Origin of the sequence: Nitrospirillum guanabarense, from assembly GCF_034653355.1 — a bacterium.
Taxonomy (GTDB): Bacteria; Pseudomonadota; Alphaproteobacteria; order Azospirillales; family Azospirillaceae; genus Nitrospirillum.
Genome location: NZ_JAYEER010000001.1, coordinates 752,629 through 771,616 on the forward strand (window position 1 = coordinate 752,629; position 18,988 = coordinate 771,616).

At 69.6% G+C, this 18,988-nt stretch carries 15 protein-coding genes; 11 read left to right on the forward strand and 4 right to left on the reverse strand.

What is annotated here, in order from left to right; genetic code table 11:
- The first annotated feature begins 205 nt into the window (after positions 1–205).
- From UAA55_RS03180 to UAA55_RS03220, 9 genes are all read left to right on the forward strand, one after another.
- Positions 206–2,548 (forward strand): beta-glucosidase family protein, encoded by a 2,343-nt coding sequence (locus tag UAA55_RS03180; RefSeq protein ID WP_322951215.1) that lies wholly within the window; start codon positions 206–208, stop codon positions 2,546–2,548.
- Between the two features lie 91 nt (positions 2,549–2,639).
- The gene (locus UAA55_RS03185) at positions 2,640–4,262 is read left to right on the forward strand and encodes a GMC family oxidoreductase (protein WP_322951216.1); all 1,623 of its coding nucleotides are present in this window, start codon (positions 2,640–2,642) and stop codon (positions 4,260–4,262) included.
- 148 nt (positions 4,263–4,410) lie between these two features.
- On the forward strand, positions 4,411–6,693 hold the full coding sequence (locus UAA55_RS03190; protein ID WP_322951217.1) for a TonB-dependent receptor: 2,283 nt from the start codon (positions 4,411–4,413) through the stop codon (positions 6,691–6,693).
- Positions 6,694–6,804: 111 nt separating this feature from the next.
- Positions 6,805–8,049: a spinster family MFS transporter gene (locus tag UAA55_RS03195; protein ID WP_322951218.1), complete on the forward strand. Its 1,245-nt coding sequence runs from the start codon at positions 6,805–6,807 to the stop codon at positions 8,047–8,049.
- Positions 8,049–9,698 (forward strand): carboxylesterase/lipase family protein, encoded by a 1,650-nt coding sequence (locus UAA55_RS03200; protein WP_322951219.1) that lies wholly within the window; start codon positions 8,049–8,051, stop codon positions 9,696–9,698. Before UAA55_RS03195 ends, UAA55_RS03200 begins: the two co-directional genes overlap by 1 nt.
- The gene (locus UAA55_RS03205) at positions 9,695–10,150 is read left to right on the forward strand and encodes an AMP-binding protein (protein ID WP_322951220.1); all 456 of its coding nucleotides are present in this window, start codon (positions 9,695–9,697) and stop codon (positions 10,148–10,150) included. The genes UAA55_RS03200 and UAA55_RS03205 overlap by 4 nt, the downstream gene beginning before the upstream one ends.
- Positions 10,050–11,300, forward strand: a complete 1,251-nt coding sequence (locus UAA55_RS03210) for an AMP-binding protein (protein ID WP_322951222.1) — start codon at positions 10,050–10,052, stop codon at positions 11,298–11,300. Before UAA55_RS03205 ends, UAA55_RS03210 begins: the two co-directional genes overlap by 101 nt.
- 60 nt (positions 11,301–11,360) lie before the next feature.
- On the forward strand, positions 11,361–12,047 hold the full coding sequence (locus tag UAA55_RS03215; protein WP_322951223.1) for a TetR/AcrR family transcriptional regulator: 687 nt from the start codon (positions 11,361–11,363) through the stop codon (positions 12,045–12,047).
- 108 nt (positions 12,048–12,155) lie between these two features.
- Positions 12,156–13,049 (forward strand): SDR family NAD(P)-dependent oxidoreductase, encoded by an 894-nt coding sequence (locus tag UAA55_RS03220; RefSeq protein ID WP_322951224.1) that lies wholly within the window; start codon positions 12,156–12,158, stop codon positions 13,047–13,049.
- 247 nt (positions 13,050–13,296) lie between these two features.
- Here UAA55_RS03220 and UAA55_RS03225 read toward each other — a convergent pair whose 3' ends face one another.
- Complete coding sequence (locus UAA55_RS03225) at positions 13,297–13,782, reverse strand: ArsR/SmtB family transcription factor (RefSeq protein ID WP_322951225.1); 486 nt, start codon at positions 13,780–13,782, stop codon at positions 13,297–13,299.
- On the opposite strand from UAA55_RS03225, the gene UAA55_RS03230 reads away from it, so the two are divergent.
- Positions 13,736–14,482 (forward strand): glucose 1-dehydrogenase, encoded by a 747-nt coding sequence (locus tag UAA55_RS03230; protein ID WP_322951226.1) that lies wholly within the window; start codon positions 13,736–13,738, stop codon positions 14,480–14,482. The two genes, UAA55_RS03225 and UAA55_RS03230, sit on opposite strands and share 47 nt — an antisense overlap.
- Positions 14,483–14,485: 3 nt before the next feature.
- Here UAA55_RS03230 and UAA55_RS03235 read toward each other — a convergent pair whose 3' ends face one another.
- Positions 14,486–15,100: a CPBP family intramembrane glutamic endopeptidase gene (locus UAA55_RS03235; protein WP_322951227.1), complete on the reverse strand. Its 615-nt coding sequence runs from the start codon at positions 15,098–15,100 to the stop codon at positions 14,486–14,488.
- Positions 15,034–15,231, reverse strand: coding sequence for a hypothetical protein (locus UAA55_RS03240; protein ID WP_322951228.1), 198 nt, complete (start codon positions 15,229–15,231; stop codon positions 15,034–15,036). The genes UAA55_RS03235 and UAA55_RS03240 overlap by 67 nt, the downstream gene beginning before the upstream one ends.
- Before the next feature lie 93 nt (positions 15,232–15,324).
- Here UAA55_RS03240 and UAA55_RS03245 point away from each other — a divergent pair, with 93 nt between their 5' ends.
- Positions 15,325–17,844, forward strand: a complete 2,520-nt coding sequence (locus UAA55_RS03245) for a sulfite reductase flavoprotein subunit alpha (RefSeq protein ID WP_322951229.1) — start codon at positions 15,325–15,327, stop codon at positions 17,842–17,844.
- Positions 17,845–17,858: 14 nt separating this feature from the next.
- Here UAA55_RS03245 and UAA55_RS03250 read toward each other — a convergent pair whose 3' ends face one another.
- Entirely contained in the window at positions 17,859–18,923 is a 1,065-nt protein-coding gene (locus UAA55_RS03250; protein ID WP_322951230.1) for a LacI family DNA-binding transcriptional regulator, read from the reverse strand.
- Positions 18,924–18,988: the final 65 nt, after the last annotated feature.

Here is an 18,988-nt window from a genome sequence, read left to right on the forward strand (position 1 = left end):
AGCAATTTTGCTCCAGCCAAACCCAGGGCCGCATCGGCGGCCTAGACGCGCATTCGGCCATCAGCCATCCGGCCTTGCCGCCAGGGCCGCACAAAACCGGTTGCGCCAGTCCGGGCCAAACCCTAGAGTGCCCGCCATATGACAAGGTTGTCATATGCCCCGTCGGGCCCCTTCCGGCGGCAATAAAACTAGGGAGTAGACGTTCGTGCCCCATGCGCCGTTTGGGTCCTGCCTGCCTTCCATTCCCCGTGCCTTCACCCGCCGCCTTGCCGCTGGTGCCGCCCTCAGTGCGCTGATGATTGGGGGCGTGCTGACCTCGCCGGCCCACGCCCAGATCGCGCTGGAGGCCGAGATGTCGGCGCGGGCGACCGCCGCTGCCGTGCCGCCCACCCCGTCGGTGCCGGGGCCGTGGATGAACACCAAGCTGTCGCCGGATGAACGGGCGCGCCTGCTGGAAAGCCAGCTGACCCTGGATGAGCGCATCGGCATGCTGCACGGCATCATGGCCCTGCCCTACAAGATCGAGGGCCTGCCGGACGGCGTCGTCTGGTCCGCCGGCTACATCCCCGGCGTGCCGCGCCTGGGCATCCCGGCACTGCGCGAGACGGACGCCAGCTTGGGTGTGGCCACCCCCCACCGCCTGCGCCCCGACGGCGCCACCGGCCTGCCCGCCGGCCTGGCCATCGCCGCGACGTGGAGCCCGGAACTGGCCTACCAGGGTGGCGCCATGGTGGGTGACGAGGCGACGCGCAAGGGCTTCAACGTCCTGCTGGGCGGCGGGGTGAACCTGACGCGCGAGGCGCGGAACGGCCGCAACTTCGAATATCTGGGCGAGGACCCCCTGCTGGCCGGAACGCTGGCGGGCCAGGCCATCCGCGGCACCCAGGACCAGCACATCGTGGCGACGGTGAAGCACTTCGCCATCAACAGCCAGGAATCGAGCCGCCGCGCCGTGAGTGCCGTGATCGATGAGGCGCCGCTGCGCGAAAGCGACCTGCTGGCCTTTCAGTTCGCCATCGAGGCGGGCAAGCCCGGCTCGGTCATGTGTTCATACAACCGCGTCAATGGCCCCTGGGCCTGCGACAGCGACTTCCTGCTGAACAAGGTGCTGAAGGGTGACTGGGCCTATCCCGGCTGGGTCATGTCCGACTGGGGCGCCACCCCGGCCTTGAGCGCCGTCACCAACGGCCTGGACCAGCAATCGGGCGAGCAGATCGACAAGGAGGTGTTCTTCGATAAGCCGCTGAAGGCGGCGGTCGAGGGCGGCCAGATCCCGGCGGCCCGCGTGTCGGACATGGTGCGGCGCATCCTGCGTTCCCTCTTCGCCACCGGCGTGTTCGACGTGAAAGCGCCCACCGGCCCCATCGACTTCCAGGCCCACGCCGACATCACCCGCACGGTCGCCGAACAGGGCATCGTGCTGCTGAAGAACAAGGGTGACGTGCTGCCCTTCGCCAAGGGCAAGCGCATCGCCGTCATCGGCGGCCTGGCGGATGTTGGCGTGCTGTCGGGCGGCGGCTCATCCCAGGTGCTGGCGGCCGACGGGCCCAACCATGACTACAAGAACGGCGCCTTTGTCCACATCGGCGGCACCGGTGAACTGGTCCACATCTCCGATGCCGTCTACCAGCCCGATGCGCCGCTGAAGGCCATCGAGGACAAGGCCGGCAAGGACAACGTGTTCTTCGCCGATGGCCGCTACGTCAGCGAAAGCGTGGCCGCCGCCAAGGACGCGGACATCGCCATCGTCTTCGCCACGCAATGGAACATCGAAGGCCAGGACGTGCCGGATCTCAGCCTGCCCCAGGGCCAGGACGCCGTCATCGCCGCCGTGGCCGCCGCCAATCCCAACACCATCGTGGTGCTGGAGACGGGCGGCCCCGTCGCCATGCCCTGGCTGGACAAGGTCGCGGGCGTGGTGGAGGCTTGGTACCCCGGCACACGCGGCGGCCAGGCCATCGCCAACGTGCTGTTCGGCGACGTGAACCCCTCGGGCCACCTGCCCATCACCTTCCCCAAGGACGAGAGCCAGCTGCCCAGCCCGGTGCTGGCCGGCTTCTATGAGCGCGACCGCACCAAGCTGATCGACGCCCATTATCCGGAGAAGTCGGACGTGGGCTACCGCTGGTACGCGGCCAAGGGCCTCACGCCCCTGTTCCCCTTCGGCTACGGCCTCAGCTACACCACCTTCGCGCAAGGCGGGCTGAAGGCATCGGCCGGCACCAAGGCCGGTGAGGCGATGAAGATCAGCTTCACCGTCACCAACACCGGCAAGCGCGGCGGCCAGGACGTGGGGCAGGTCTATCTGGTGTCGGGCCCGCAGGGCAGCCGCACCCGCCTGCTGGGCTTTGGCCGGGTGGACCTGAAGCCGGGCGAGAAGAAGACGGTCAGTGTCAGCGTCGACCCGCGCCTGCTGGCCGATTTCGACGCCCAGGCCCATGAATGGAAGGTGGCGGCCGGCAGTTACACCGTGGCCCTGGGCAGCGACGCCCTGAGCCTGGGGGAGAAACAGACCGTGACGCTGAAGGCCCAGACCCTGAAGCCGTGACGGGATCGCCTGGCAAGTCGCCCCGGCGCTTGCCAGGCCCCACCCCTGGGGCCGACACTGGCGGCAAAACAGCCGCCTGGGAGAACGCCTCATGTCCGCCGCCGCACAAGCCGACATCTTCGACTACGTCGTCGTGGGCGCGGGTTCGGCCGGGTGCGTGCTGGCCAACCGGCTGTCGGCCGACCCGGCCGTGCGCGTGGCCCTGGTGGAGGCCGGCGGCAAGGACGACTGGATCTGGTTCCACATCCCCGTCGGCTATCTGTTCGCCATCGGCAATCCCCGCGCCGACTGGATGTTCAGGACCGAGGCGGTGCCAGGATTGAACGGCCGCAGCCTGGCCTATCCGCGCGGCAAGGTGCTGGGCGGCTGTTCCGCCATCAACGCCATGATCTACATGCGCGGCCAGGCCGCCGACTATGACAGTTGGCGCCAGATGGGGTTGCAGGGCTGGGGGTGGGAGGACGTGCTGCCCATCTTCCTGGCGCAGGAGGACCATGTGGCAGGCGGCAGCCTGTTCCACGGGGCCGGCGGCGAATGGCATGTCGACCATCCCCGCGTCCGCTGGGCCCTGCTGGACGCCGTCATCGACGCCGCCGAGCAATGCGGCATCCCCCGCACCGAGGATTTCAACCGGGGCGACAATGAGGGCTGCGGCTATTTTCAGGTGAACCAGAAGGGCGGCCGGCGCTGGAGCGCGGCCCGCGCCTTCCTCGACCCCGTCCGCCACCGCCCCAACCTGACCGTCATCACCGGCGCCCTGGCCGACCGCCTGGTGTTCGAGGGCACGCACGCCACCGGCGTGCGTCTGCGCACCCCGGATGGCATCCGCACCCTGGCGGCGCGGCGGGAGGTGGTGGTGGCCACCGGCGCCGTGGCCACGCCCGCCTTGCTGGAACGTTCCGGCATCGGCGCCGGCCAACGGCTGCGCGATCTGGGGGTGGCGGTCGTGGCCGACCGGCCAGGGGTGGGCGAGAACCTGCAGGATCACCTGCAACTGCGCCCCATCTTCAAGGTGACGGGCGTGCCCACCATGAACCTGCTGTACAAATCCCTGCCCCGCCGGGCGTGGATGGGCTTGGACTATGCCCTGCGCCGGCGGGGGCCACTGACCATGGCGCCGTCGCAACTGGGCGCCTTCACCCGCAGCGGGCCGGAATACGCCACCCCCAACCTGCAATTCCACATCCAGCCCCTGTCGCTGGACAAGTTCGGCGACGCCCTGCACTCCTTCGGCGCCTTCACCGCCAGCGTCTGCAACCTGCGCCCCACCAGTCGGGGCGGCATCCACGCCCGCAGCCCCGACGCCGGCGACGCCCCCGTCATCCAGCCCAACTACCTGGCCACGGAAGAGGACAGGCGGGTGGCGGTGGACAGCCTGCGCCTGGCCCGCCGCATCGCCCAGGCCCCGGCGCTGGCGGCCTTTCACCCTGAGGAATACAAGCCCGGCACCCACTTGCGGAGCGACGCGGACATCGCGCGCGCCGCCGGCGACGTGGGCACGACCATCTTCCACCCCGTGGGCACCGCCCGCATGGGAACGCCCGACGACGCCCTGGCCGTCACCGACGCCCGACTGCGGGTCATCGGGGTGCAAGGCCTGCGCGTGGCCGACGCCTCGGTCATGCCGCGCATCACCTCGGGCAACACGGCCTCGCCCACCATGATGATCGCGGAGCGGGCGGCGCGGATGATCGTCGAGGACTGGCACACCTAAGCCGCCCCGGATGCGGGTCACCCAGGCCAAGGTGCGCCGCATAGATATTCACACACATGAGAGTGAATATTGACTTTGCCCCGAGCCTGCCCCATGGTGCCGACACACGCCGGCATGTGATCGGCGATCTTGGGGAGGGAGAGCGTCCATGAGGGCCAGGCTACTCGCGTCCGCTTGCGCGGTTACGCTGTTCACCATTTCCGCGCCGACGCTGGCGCAACAGGCCGCTCCGGCGGCCAGCGCGGCACCGGCTGGCAGGGCCGACCAGCCGGCCGTCGACAGCCTTCAGGAAATCGTCGTCACCGCCACCCGCCGGCCGGAGCGCCTGCAGGACGTGCCGCTGAGCGTCACCGCCTTTTCGCAGGAGGAAATGACCAAGCAGGGCATCGTCGGTTACGAGGGGTTGGCGCGGGAGACGCCGGGCGTGGTGCTGAACAAGCCCACCGCCAACTTCAACAACTTCACGGCGCGGGGCATCGCCACCAACGGCTATGGCGCCAACCTGCAGAGCACCGTCGCCATCTATATCGACGAGTTGCCCATCTCCACCATCGGCAACACCACGGTCATCGACCCCAACCTGTTCGATGTGGAACGGGTGGAGTTCCTGCGCGGGCCTCAGGGCACGCTGTTCGGTTCCGGCTCCCTGTCCGGTGCGCTGCGCATCCTGCTGAAAAGCCCGGACCTGCAGAAATACGACACCAGCGCCCTGGTCGACATCGGCCTGACGGGGTCGGACTCCTGGCGCCAGCGCTATAACGCCATGGTCAACGTGCCCCTGGTGGAGGATAAGCTGGCCCTGCGCGTCGTGGGCTTCCACCGGCATGAGGAAGGCTACGTCGACAACATCGGCACGGGCGTCCACAACTCCAACACCCTGATCGACGATGGCGGGCGCATGAGCCTGCTGTGGAAGGCGACGGACCGGCTGCAGGTCAAGCTGCTGGCGTCGTATGAGGACAGCAATCCCCACGACAGCGCGCTGGTCGACACCAGGCTGGGCCGGGACAAACGCAACTCAAATGAGCCCGACCTGTTCACCGGCAAGCTGGCCACCGGCAACGGCACCATCGACTACCAGTTCGATTTCGGCCATTTCACCAGTTCGACCACCTGGTCGGAATTCGACCAGAAGTTCTTCGTCGACCTGGCCGGCACTTTCGCCGGCACCATCCCCTTCGGCCTGGACGCCTCCGCCTTCCAGAACACCTTCGTGGAGGAGGCGCGGCTGTCGTCCGACCCGGGCGGCAAGTGGGACTGGACCATCGGCACCTTCTACCTGGACCGCCGCCTGGACGTGGACTACCTCTACCGCTCGTCCCTGGCCTACCTGAAGGCCCACGGCATGACCGGGGTGCCGGACCAATACTACCAACGCAACTACACCTACGCGAATTCACACGAACTGGCCGGCTTCGGCGAGATCAGCTACCATTTCACGGACCAGTTCTGGCTGACCGGCGGCCTACGCTACGGCAGCACCGACGCCCAGGCCTTCACCCAGGGCGGCTACAACTCCAACTACCTGGTGAACGCGCTCTCCGGCATACCGGGGCCGTTGACCATCACCTCCGTGGCGCCGGCCACCGGCGTGAAGGCGGAAGGCAGCCAGCCATCCTACAAGGTCAGCGCCTCATTCAAGCCCATCCCCGAGCTGACGACCTACGCCACCATCGCCACCGGCTTCCGCGCCCCCGTGGTCAACGCCTATGGCGGCCGGGCCAGCGTGGTCAACGCCAAGGACCTGATCATCCCCAACGGGGCGGATTCCGACGACCTCACCAACTATGAGATTGGCGCCAAGAGCCGCTGGTTCGGCGGGGAGCTGACGGCCAACCTGGCCATGTACCTGATCGACTGGAGCAACATCCAGGTGCAGGCCAATCGCGTGTCGGACAGCGTGCAGTTCGCCACCAACATCGGCGCGGCGCAAAGCAAGGGCGTGGAGGTGGAGATCGCCGCCATGCCGGTGACCGGCCTGACCCTGGGCTTCAACGCCTCCTACAACGATAGCCGCGTGACCAAGCTGAGCGCCGCGGAGGCCGCCATTTCGGGCGCGGTGTTGGGTGCGCGCCTATCCTTCCCCAAGTGGCAGGGATCGGTGTTCGCCCAATACACCTTCGACCTGACGCCGGACATGCTGGGCAACTTCGCCGTCAACCTGCAGCACGTGGGATCCTTCCCCAGCGAGTTCCCGCACGTGCCGGGGCAGCCAACCACCATGAACCCCACCTACGGCTACACCGACAGCTACCAGAACGTGAACATGACATTCAGCGTGGCGCGGGACGAATGGACGGCCACGGCCTATGTCGAAAACCTGTTGGACGACCATTCCATCACCTACATCCACCCCGAAGCCTTCCTGGCCAACCGCTACGGCACCATGCGCCCGCGCACCGCAGGCATCCGCCTGACCTATGGGCTGTGAGCGATGGCCGTGTCCGAACCGCTTCCCGCGCCCGACGCGCCACCTTCAACCACGTTTTCCCCGGCGGCGCTCCCCGCGCCGCCGGCGGGGCGGGCGTGGTTTGTGCTGGGCATGCTGTGTTTCGTCTACGTCCTCAACTTCCTGGACCGGCAGCTGCTGTCCATCCTGGCCAAGCCCATCCAGGATGACCTGGGCATCACCGATGGCCAGCTGGGCCTGATCAGCGGCCTGTATTTCGCGGTCTTCTATTGCTTCATCTCCATCCCCGTGGCCTGGCTGGCGGATCGCACCAACCGGGTGCGGGTGCTGTCGATCGCCTGCGCCTTGTGGAGCGCCGCCACCATTGCCTGCGGCATGGCCTCGGCCTACCCCCAGCTGGTGGCGGCGCGCATGGCGGTGGGGGTCGGGGAAGCCGGGGGCGTGCCGCCCTCCTACGCCATCATCACCGACTATTTCCCGCCTGGACGGCGCGGCACGGCGCTGGGCCTCTATAATTTCGGGCCGCCCCTGGGCCAGGCCCTGGGCGTGGCCTTCGGCGCCGCCATCGCCGCCGCGTACAGCTGGCGCAGCGCCTTCCAGCTGCTGGGTGCCGTGGGTGTCCTCGCCGCCCTGGCGGTCATCCTGCTGGTGCGGGAGCCGCGGCGCGGCGGGCTGGACATCGCACCCGCCGACCCGCCGGTGGCGGCACCCCTGCCCAAGGCGGGATTCCGGGAGACGGTGGTGATGTTCTTCACCCGCCCCGCGCTGCTGCTGACGGCGCTGGCCACCGGCGCCACCCAGTTCGTCACCTACGCCCTGCTGAACTTCACCACCCTGTTCCTGATGCGGGAAAAGGGCATGGCGCTGACCCAGGTGGCGGTCTACTACGCCCCGCTGATCGGTATCGGCGTCAGCGCCGGCATGTACGTTTCCGGCCGGTTGATCGACCGGTTCGGGACGCGGGCCAAGCAGAGCTACGCCCTGATACCCGCGCTGGCCCTGTGCGCGGCGGTGCCCTTCTTCATCGGCTTCGTCTGGGCGCCCAGCTGGCCCCTGGCCCTGCTGTTCCTGATCGGCCCCACCTTCCTCAACTACTTTTACCTGTCCCCGGCCGTGACCCTGGTGCAACAGGAGGTGCGGCCGGACCAGCGCGTGCTGTCCGGCGCCCTGCTGCTGCTGGTCATGAACCTGATCGGCCTGGGCCTGGGGCCGACATACCTGGGCGCCGTCAGCGACCTGCTGCGCGCCAGCGACCCCCGGAACTTCCTGCAACTCGCTTTCTACACGCTGGTGCCGTTCTACGGCTTGGCGGTCCTGCTGTTCCTGGCCTTGGCGCGGGCGCTGCGGACCGAAGCGACCCGGACTGGAGACTTGTGATGCCTATCTTTTTACGCCAGGCCCTTTTACGCCAGGGCGTCTGCGCCGCCGCCCTGCTGCTGGCCGGCGGCGCCTTGGCCGCCGTCGATCCGGTGGTGCGGGCGCCGGCCGGCGCCGTGGAGGGGCGGACGGTCGGCGACCTGGACGTCTTCAAGGGTATCCCCTATGCCCAGCCACCGGTGGGGCCGCTGCGCTGGAGGCCCCCGGCGGAGCTGCCGGCCTGGGCCGGCGTGCGCCCGGCGCGGGAGTATGGCGCCGCCTGCGTGCAGCCCGCTCCCCGCCCCGGCAGCCTTTACGCCGACCCGCCAGCCAAGATGGCGGAGGACTGCCTGACCCTGAACGTTTGGGCGCCCAGGGGTGCCAAGAAGGTGCCCGTGCTGGTGTGGATCCACGGCGGCGCCCTGGTCGGCGGCGCCAGCAGCAAATCCCTGTACGACGGTGCCAAGCTGGCGGCGCAGGGCGTGGTCGTCGTCTCCATCAACTATCGCCTGGGCGTGCTGGGCTATCTGGCCCATCCCGCCTTGAGCGCGGAATTGCCGGACGGCGTCTCCGGCAACTATGGCCTGCTGGATCAGATCGCGTCTCTGCGCTGGGTCCGGCGCAACATCGGCGCCTTCGGCGGCGACGCCGGCAACGTCACCATCGCCGGGGAGTCGGCCGGCGGCCTCAGCGTCATGTACCTGATGGCGGCTCCGCCGGCGCGTGGCCTGTTCCACAAGGCCATCGCCCAGAGCGCCTACATGATCTCCACGCCCGAGCTGAAGGCCCCCCGCCATGGCGAGCAGGCGGCGGAGGCCATCGGCGCCCATGTCGCCACGGCGCTGGGCGCGGCCGACATCGCGGCGCTGCGGGCCATGGAGGCGGAGGCCCTGACCACCGCCGCCGCCAAGGCCGGCTACGCCCCTTTCGGCACCATCGACGGCCGCACCCTGCCCCGCCAGCTGGTGGAGGTGTTCGACCGCCAGGAGCAGGCGCCCGTGCCGCTGATGGCCGGCTTCAACAGCGGCGAGATCCGTTCCCTGCGTTTCCTGGCCCCGCCGCCGCCGGCTGATGCCGCGACCTATGAGGCGACCATCCGCGCCCGCTATGGCGACATGGCGGACGATTACCTGAAGCTGTACCCCAGCAGTGACCTGGGCGAGAGCATCCTGGCCAACACCCGTGACGCCATGTACGCCTGGACGGCGGAACGGCTGGCGGTGAAGCAGACGGCGCTGGGCCAACCGGCCTTCCTCTATTATTTCGACCACGGCTATCCCGCCGCGGACGACAAGGGCCTGCACGGCTTCCACGCCTCGGAAATCCCCTATGTCTTCGGCACGGTGGATGCCACGCCGCCCTTCTGGCCCAAGGTGCCGGACACGGCGGAGGAACGGCGCCTCTCCGCCGCCATGGCGGGCTACTGGTCGTCGTTCGCCAAGACGGGCACGCCCGCCGCCGCTGGCCAGCCGGCTTGGCCGCGCTATGACGCCGACGCCGCCTACATGCACTTCGCGGCCACGCCCGAGCCGGCCACCCATCCGCCGCCCGGTAGCTACGATTTGCAGGAGGCGGCGATGTGCCGGCGCTGGGCCGCCGGCGACCAGCCCTGGAACTGGAACACCGGCATCATCTCCCCCGTCCTGGCGAAGGTGGCGGGATGCCGATGATCGACCTGCCTATGATGGACGGTGCCATGCAGGACTACGCCCTGACGCTGGACAAGTTCCTGCACCATGCCGCCAAGTGGCACCCCCACGCCGAGGTGGTCACAGCGCGCGAGCACGGCCGCGACCGCATCGGTTACGCCGACCTCAGAACGCGCAGCCTGGCCGTTTCCGGTCTGCTGGCCGGCTTCGGCGTGCGCCAGGGCGACCGCGTCGCCACCCTGGCCTGGAACACGCAGGCGCACGTGGAGGCCTGGTACGCCATCATGGGCTTGGGCGCCGTCTGCCATACCCTGAACCCGCGCCTGACGGGCGCTCAATTGGCCGCCATGGTCGTGCCGGTCCGACGCCCGCGTGCTGGTGGCCAGCGCCGACCTGCTGCCCCTGGCCCGGCGCATCGCGGACCAAGCGCCGAGGCTGGAACACGTGCTGGTCATCGACGGTGGGGTGGATGACGCCGCCTGGCCGGAAGAGGCGCCCCCCGCCGCCGCGCTGGAACCCCTGATCGCCGGGGCGCCAGCCAACGTCGCCTGGGGCGAGTTCCCCGAGGACGCGCCGTCCGGCCTGTGCTTCACCTCCGGCACCACCGGCGCGCCCAAGGGCGTCACCTACACCCACCGGTCCAGCTTCCTGCACACCCTGCGCATCCTGCAGGCCGACGTCATGGCCTTTTCCGGCACCGACAGCGTGCTGGCCGTGGTACCCATGTTCCACGCCAACGCCTGGGGCCTGCCCTTCGCGGCGCCGGCGGTGGGGGCCAAGCTGGTGCTGCCCGGCCGGCATGCCGATGGCGCCAGCCTGGCACGGCTGATCGCGGCGGAAGGGGTGACCGTGGCGGTCGGCGTGCCCACCGTCTGGCTGGGCTTGGTGGAGCATGTGGAGACCACCGGCATCGAACTGCCCACCCTGACGCGTATCCTGGTGGGCGGGGCGCCACTGGCCCCGGCCCTGATGCAGCGCATCGAAAGCCGCCTGGGCGTCACCGTCCAGACCAGCTGGGGCATGACGGAGATGTCGCCCTCCGGCACGGTGACGCCGCCGGGCGACCCGTCGCGGGCCGCCGCCATCGCCGGCCGGCCGGCGGTGGGCGTGGATCTGCTGCTGACCGACGCGGACGGCAACCCCTTGCCGGAACAGCGGGAAGTCGAGGGCCATCTGCGGGTGCGGGGCGCCTCCGTCATCCAGCGCTATTTCGGGCAGGAGGAGTCCGCCACCGACGCCGCCGGCTGGTTCGTCACCGGCGACCTGGCGCGCATCGACGCGAACGGCAACCTGTTCATCACCGGCCGGGCCAAGGATCTGATCAAATCCGGCGGCGAATGGATCAATCCGGCGGAGATCGAGGCGGTGGTGGGCGCCCTGCCCCAAGTGTCGCTGGCCGCCGTCATCGGCCGGACGGACGTCAAATGGGGGGAACGTCCTGTGCTGCTGGTGGAGCTGTGCGGCGACCAGGGGATCAGCGACGAGGACCTGCTGGCCCCCCTGCGCGGCAAGGTGGCACCCTGGTGGATCCCCGACGCGGTGGTGCGCCTGGCGCATATGCCCCTGGCATCGACCGGCAAGATCGATAAAATCCGCCTGAGGGCCGATTATGGAGACGGTTGAGGCGGCCGGCGGCCCGGCCGACGAAAGGCCGCCGCCGGACAGCCAGGACGGAAAGACTGCGTGGCATCTGAACAAGCGAAACCCCGCCGCCGCACGACCAAGGCCGAGCAGCGGGCCGAGATGACGGAACAGATCCTCGATGAAGCCGAGTATCTCTTCTCCAAGCATGGGCTGTACGGCGTCACGCTGAAGGACGTGGCCAAGCGCGTGGGCGTGCACCACACGCTGCTGAACTACTACTTCGAGGACAAGAAGAAGCTGTTCGACGCCGTGTTCGCCCGGCGCGCCGCCGTCACCAGCACCCGGCGCATCCAGGCGCTGGACGACTATGACGCCTCCACCGGCGGCAAGCCGACGGTGGAGGGCGCCCTGCACGCCTTCCTCGACACCGATCTCGACCTCTATATCGAGGGCGGGGAAGGTTGGAAGAACTACGCGGCGCTGAGCGCGCAGGTGGCCAACACCCCCGAATGGGGGGCGGAGCTGATGGACCAGCACTTCGATCCCGTGGTGCTGCGCCTGATCGGCCTGCTGAAGAAGGCCCTGCCCGGCTGTGCCGAGGAGGACATCTTCTGGGGCTATCACTTCGTCACCGGCGCCCTGCTGCTGACGCTGGCGCGCACGGGCCGCATCGACAAGCTGTCGGGCGGCTTATGCAAGTCCGACGACTTCGCGGCGGTCAAGGCGCGCATGGCCGCGTTCATGGCCGCCGGCCTGCGGGAGGTGTGCAAGCCCAAGGAGGGTTGAGGCGTCCGGCCTCATGGCTCGACCCACCCATGATATTCACTAACTTGTTAGCTAATTTTTTAACGAGAGGAAAAAACGATGCGAGAGGGGAAGATGCGAGAGGGAAAAATGCGGCCGCTGGAGGATCATGTCGCCATCGTCACCGGGGCCGGCAGCGGCCTGGGGCGGGCGCATGCGCTGTACCTGGCCAGCCAGGGGGCCAAGATGGTGGTGAACGACCTGGGCGCCGCCGCGGCGGAGACGGTGGCGGGCGAAATCCGGACGCGCGGCGGCCACGCCCTGGCCATCGCCGCCTCGGTGACCGACGAGGCGGCGGTGGCGGCGATGGTGCGGCAGGTGATGGACGCCTGGGGCCGCGTCGACATCCTGGTGAACAACGCCGGCATCCTGCGGGACAAGAGCTTCGCCAAGATGACACTGGACGATTTCCGCCTGGTGGTGGACGTCCACCTGATGGGGGCGGCCATCTGCAGCAAGGCGGTGTGGGACATCATGCGGGCGCAGCGCCACGGCCGCATCGTCATGACCACGTCGTCCTCCGGCCTCTACGGCAACTTCGGCCAGGCCAACTACGGCGCCGCCAAGATGGCCCTGGTCGGCCTGATGCAGACCCTGGCCATCGAGGGCGAGAAGTACGGCATCCGGGTTAACTGCCTGGCCCCCACCGCCGCCACCCAGATGACCCACGGCGTGCTGCCCGGCACCAGCCTGGACCTGCTGGATCCGGCCCTGGTCAGCCCCGGCCTGCTGGCCCTGACCGGCGACGACGCCCCCACCCGCGCCATCCTGTGCGCCGGCGCCGGCCACTTCGCCCGCGCCAGCGTCACCCTGTCCACCGGCCGCTACATTGGCGCCGGCGAGGGCGCGGGGAAACAGGTTGTGGCCAACTGGGACGCCATCTCCGACCGCACGGACGAGATCGTGCCCACCTACGGCTTCCTGCAGGCCGAACGCGAGGTGGCCAGCGCCGGCCTGGCGGACACGGCCGCGGTGGCGGAGTGAGGTGACTTGTCCGGCACCAAGGCCGGCGAGGCGATGAAGATCAGCTTCATTGTCAGCAACACCGGGAAGCGCGCCCCATCGGCCGGGGAGGCATCCAGGCGCGTGGCGGTGGACAGCCCGCGCCTGGCCGACGCCGCCGTCATGCCGCGCATGACCCCGGGGCAACACCACCTCACCCACCATGATGGTCGCGGAGCGGGTGGCGGCGATGATGTTGGAGGATGCGCGCCAGCGGTGGCGGCGATCTTCATGCCCCCGCCAGCGCGTAGGCGCCCAAGATCGCCGACAGAAGGCCCGGGAAGCGCTGATCCACCTCGGAACAGCGCGAATGGTTGCGCATCTCCACGCCGTGCCGCTCGCACCGGATCAGGCCGGCCTCGCGCAGCACCTTGATGTGGTGGGATAGGGATGATTTGGGGATGACCCGGTCACCCACCACCGCGAACGCGGAGCATGCCTGGACGCAGCCCATTCCCGAAATCTGGGTGAAGATCGCCGCCCGTATCGGATCGGACAGGGCATGGAGGATCGCTTCCGGTCGTACGTCTTCAAGCGCGGGGTGAAAGAGGGGCCTCATGATTTTTTTAATATGTGGGGGGTTGATGGCCAGTTCAATAGTTCCGATATTCCGAACTATGGGACAAGCCGCCATTTCGCGGCTGCCTTGATCGAAGGGAATGGAAAAAATGGGAAAGCTTACCGGTAAGGTCGCCGTGGTGACGGGCGCGTCCAAGGGTATCGGCGCCGGCATCGCCAAGGCGCTGGCGGCGGAAGGGGCTGCCGTGGTGGTCAACTACGCATCGAGCAAGGCCGGCGCGGACGCGGTGGTCCAAGCGGTCACGGCGGCTGGCGGCAAGGCCATCGCCGTGCAGGGCGATGTCGCCAAGGCGGACCAGGCGCAGGGTTTGATCGACGCCGCGGTCAAGGAATTCGGCCGCCTGGACATCCTGGTCAACAACTCCGGCGTTTACGAATTCGCCTCCATCGAGGAGGTGACCGAGGCGCATTACCGCCGCATATTCGACGTCAACGTGCTGGGCCTGCTGCTGACCACGCAGGCGGCCGCGAAGCACCTGGGCGAGGGTGGCAGCGTCATCAACATCTCGTCCGCCGTCACCAGCGTGCTCATGCCGAACTCGGCCGTCTATACCGGGACCAAGGGCGCGGTGGACGTCATCACCGGCGTTCTGGCCAATGAGCTGGGCCCGCGTAAGATCCGGGTCAACGCCATCAATCCGGGCGTCGTCGAGACCGAGGGCACCCATGCCGCCGGGGTCATCGGTTCCGAGCTTGAACAGGGCTTCGTGGCGCAGACCCCGCTGGGCCGCATCGGCCGGCCGGACGACATCGGGGCCGTGGCCGTCTTCCTCGCCTCCGACGACGCCCGCTGGCTGACCGGCGAACGGTTGACCGCCAGCGGCGGCCTGCGCTGAGCGTCATGCCTTATTCGTGTGCTCCCCCTTCACGGGGGAGCACACATTCATGCTGGCGTGCCGGAAGCGTCCGGCCGGGCGCTTGAAGGCCAGGCGCAGCCAGGCCAGGGCGGCGATGGCGATCACCACCAGCGAGACCAGCGAGCCCTCGACCCCGAAGGCGCCGCCGGTCAGCCACGGCGCGCCGGCCAGATCCCCCCGCACCAGGCCGGACGTGACGGCATGGCCTGACACAGGGATCGAGGACACCTGGCCCACGCTGTAATTCCAGGCGACGTGGCCGCCGATGCACAGCCACAGGCGGCGCGTCCTCATGTAAATGGCCGCCTGCAGCAGGCCGAAGGCGCAGGCGGCCGCCACCGCCAGCACGGAGATGCCCTCGTTGGGCAGATGCGCCAAGGCGAACAGCAGGGCGGAAATGGCGAGGACGGCGCGGCTGCCCCAGGCCCGCTCGGTCACACCGAACACGATGCCGCGGAACACCGCCTCTTCCGCCAGCGCGACCAGCACCAGTTCGGCCAAGGGCAGGAAAAGCGCCAGGCCGACGCCATTCACCCCGTCGATGCGGTAGACGCCCAGCCCGGCCAGACGAAGGCCGCCGCCAGCGGTTGCGGCCACACGACGCGGTACGGCTTATCCACCAGCTTGGCGGCGAGGATCATCACCAGCGGCACCGGCGCGAAGGTGAGCAGCGCCGATGCGGCGTTGACGCTGTTGACCGCCGCCCCCGGTATACAAACCTCCCTCATCCAAGCCCCTTCCCAAATCCCCGTCCGACCGCTATAAGCGATTGCGAGTTATTTGCAACACGGGCGATGGGACGCCGCCCGGGGGATATGACAGTGACCAGTGTGACCAGAGACCAGGCCGGCGGCGACGCCGTGGCCAGCCAGAGCATTCGTGCGCCCGGTGAAGCGCGCCGCTTGTCGGTGAGGGGCCCGGCGGGCGGCATCACGGGGCGGTGGGTGATCTACCAGGTCCACTGGCTGCTGGGCATCACGCTGGGCTTCGTCCTGGCCCTGATGGGCATCACCGGCGCCACCATGAGTTTCGAGGACCAGATCATGCGGGCGTTGAGCCCCGGCGTGATCACGGTGGCGCCGCGCGAGGCGCCGGTGCTGGCGCCCGACGCGCTGCTGGCCCGGGTGCGCGAGCAGCGGCCCGACACGCGGGTGGAGGGGGTATTCCTGTCCGCCCGCAAGGATGAGGCGGCGCGCGTGCTGTTCGCCGGCGGCACGGGCGGCAACCGGGGGGAACGCGCTTATGTCGACCCCTACGACGGCACCGTGCTGGGCCGCGCCACGGGGGAGGAATTCTTCGCCTTCGTCCGCCGGCTGCACCGCTGGCTGGCCCTGCCCGGCAACGGCGACGGACTGGGCCGGCAGATCACGGGGGCAGCCGTCATGGCCCTGCTGTTCTTCTGCCTCTCCGGCCTGTATCTGCGCTGGCCCCGCCGGCCGCTGGACTGGCGCGCTTGGCTGGCGCTGGACACGGGGGCCAAGGGCCGCGCCTTCCTGTGGTCCTTGCACGCCGTCATCGGCACCTGGGTGCTGCTGGTCTATCTGGTCATCGGCCTGACCGGGCTGTGGTGGTCCTACGACTGGTACCGCGACGGGGCCGTCCAGTTGCTGACCGGGCAGCCGCTGCCGGCACGCGAGGAAGGCCCGAAAGGCGAGAAAGGCGGCCGGGAGCGGGGCAAGGGGGGCCCCGAAGCCGCGCCGGTGTCCGTCGACACCGCCTGGGCCGGCTTCCTGGCGCGCGAGGACGGGCATTACGCCATGGCGCTGCTGACGCCGCCGGGCAGGCCGGACGGCCCCACCCGCGTGCGTTATCGCCCCCTGGGCGCGCCGGCGGACCAGGCCTATGACGAGATGGTGCTGGATACCGCCACGGGCCAGGTGAAGTCGGAAAGCCATTACGCGGACAAGAAGCTGGGCGCCCAGTTGCTGGCCGGCGTGCTGACCGTGCACCGGGGCACCTATTTCGGTACCGGCGGCGCCGTGGTCTTCATGGTGGCCGCGGGAGCCATGCCCCTGTTCACCATCACCGGCCTGTTGATGTACCTGGACCGCCGGCGCAAGAAGAAGGCGGTGCGCCTGGCCCGGGGCGGTGCCCAGAATGCGGCCATCGCCGCCCTGCCGCCCACCGCCGCCAGCACCACCCTGACCATCGCTTACGCCAGCCAGACGGGCACGGCGGAACAGCTGGCCTGGCGCACGGCCGGCGCGCTGCGCGACGGCGGCCTGGCGCCCGAGGTGCTGCCGCTGGCCAAGCTGGATCCGAAGACCCTGCGCGGCCGCCTGCTGGTGGTGGCCAGCACCTATGGCGAGGGGGAGCCGCCGGACGACGCCCGCGCCTTCGCCAGGAAGCGCATGGGCAGCCCCGCCGACCTGGCCGGCGTGGAATTCGCCGTGCTGGCCCTGGGCGACCGGCAGTATGAGACCTTCTGCGGCTTCGGCCGCGCGCTTGACCGCTGGCTGGGCGCCAGCGGCGCCACCCGCCTGTTCGAGCCTGTGCTGGTGGACGACAACAACGCCGAGGCCCTGCACCAGTGGCAGGAGCAGCTGCGGAGCATCGGGGCCGGCACCGCGCCCGACTGGGCGCCGGACGCATACGGCCGCTGGCGCCTGGTGGAGCGCCGCCTGCTGAACCTGGGCAGCCCGGGCGGTCCCGCCTACCACCTGTCGCTGGAGCCCCTGGACCAGCCCCTGCCCCTTTGGGCGGCCGGCGACATCGCCCAGATCCTACCCGGCAACGACGCCAGCGCCCATCACCGCGACTATTCCATCGCTTGCCTGCCCTCCTCCGGCCGCCTGGACCTCCTGGTGCGCCAGCAGACGCGGCCCGACGGCACGTTGGGCCTGGGCTCCGGCTGGCTGACCGCCGGTGTCGCGGTGGGGGATGAGGTGCGGCTGCGCCTGCGGCCCAACCCCGGCTTCCACGCCCCGGCGACGGCGGTGCCCATGATCCTGATCGGTGCCGGCACCGGCCTGGCCGGCCTGCGCGGCCACCTCAAGCACCGCCAGACGCAGCGCCAGGGCGACGCCTGGCTGCTGTTCGGGGAACGGCATGCCGCCACCGACGCCTGGCATGCTGAGGAGATCGCTGCCTGGCAGGCGGACGGCACGCTGGCGCGCGCGGACCTGGTCTATTCCCGCGACGGCCAGGGCTATGTCCAAGATCGCCTGGCAGCCCAAGCGGACGAGGTGCGGGCCTGGGTGGACCGGGGCGCCGTGCTGTACGTCTGCGGCAGCCTGGAGGGCATGGCCCCGGGCGTGGACGGCGCGCTGGAGGCCATCCTGGGCCGCGACCGCCTGGACGCGCTGACAGCCGAGGGGCGTTATCGCCGGGATGTTTACTGATCCCTGCGCGCGATTTAAGTCGCCCGCACGACTAGCCTAGTCGGCAGGATCAGCGACTCCGGGTGCTCGCCATTGATGAGCGCCAGCACGGCCTGCGCCAGGCGCACGCCGCCCTCCGTCCAGTTCTGGTGGACGGAGGTCAGGGCCGGCGTGTGGAAGGCGGCCATGGGGGTGTCGTCGTAGCCGATGACGGACACGTCGTCCGGCACGGTGAGCTTCGCCTCCGTCAAGGCGCGCATGGCGCCCAGCGCGATGGCGTCGCTGCAGGCGAAGATGCCATCGAAACCGCCTCCCAGGGAACCCCCGGGCGTGTCGGCCAGAAGGCCCCGCACCGCCGCCACGCCGGCGTTGAAGGTGAAGTCGCAGGGCGCCAGCGCCACCAGCACCGCCCCGGCCGAGGCCAGCGTCTCGGCGAAGCCGTGCAGGCGTTCGGCGTTCTCGCGGTGGCGGGTGTCGCCCAGGAAGACCAGGCGGCGGCGGCCGGTTTCGATCAGGCGGGCGGCGGCCAGCGCCCCGCCCTGGTGGTTGTCGCTGCCCACGAAGACGGGATCCACGCCCGGCTGGGGGGCGCCCCACACCACCAGCGGCACACCCATGGGCAGCAGCTGGCGCACGGCCGTGTCGTCGGCCCCCTGGCCCAGCAGGATGGCGCCGTCGGCCGCTTGCACCGCCGCGGCCGGCTGCGACTGCCCCGTGGTCAGCAGCACGTTGTAGCCAGCGGTGGTCAGTTCCTGGCAGATGCCGCCCAGCAGGTCCAAGGGAAAGGGCCCGGACATGGGGCGTTCCGGCGTGGGTTTCATGTCCACCACCACGGCGATGGTGTGGCTGCGCTGCAGGCGCAGGTTCCGCGCCGTGGCGTTGAAGCGATAGCCCATCTCGCGCGCCAGTTCCTGGATGCGGCGGCGCGTGTCCTCACGCACGGACGGGCTGTCGCGCAGGGCCCGCGACACGGTGATGATGGACACCTGCGCCCGTTCCGCCAGATCGGCCATGGTCAGGCGCCCGGCGTCACCGGGGACGGCGTCCGCCATCACGGACGAGGCCGCCGGGCGGCTGGACTTGGCGGGGCGCGGGCTCATCAGCGGGTCCGAAACGAGAAAGGAAGCCGGGAAAGAGGAACATCCCCATAAACGGACATTCCAGG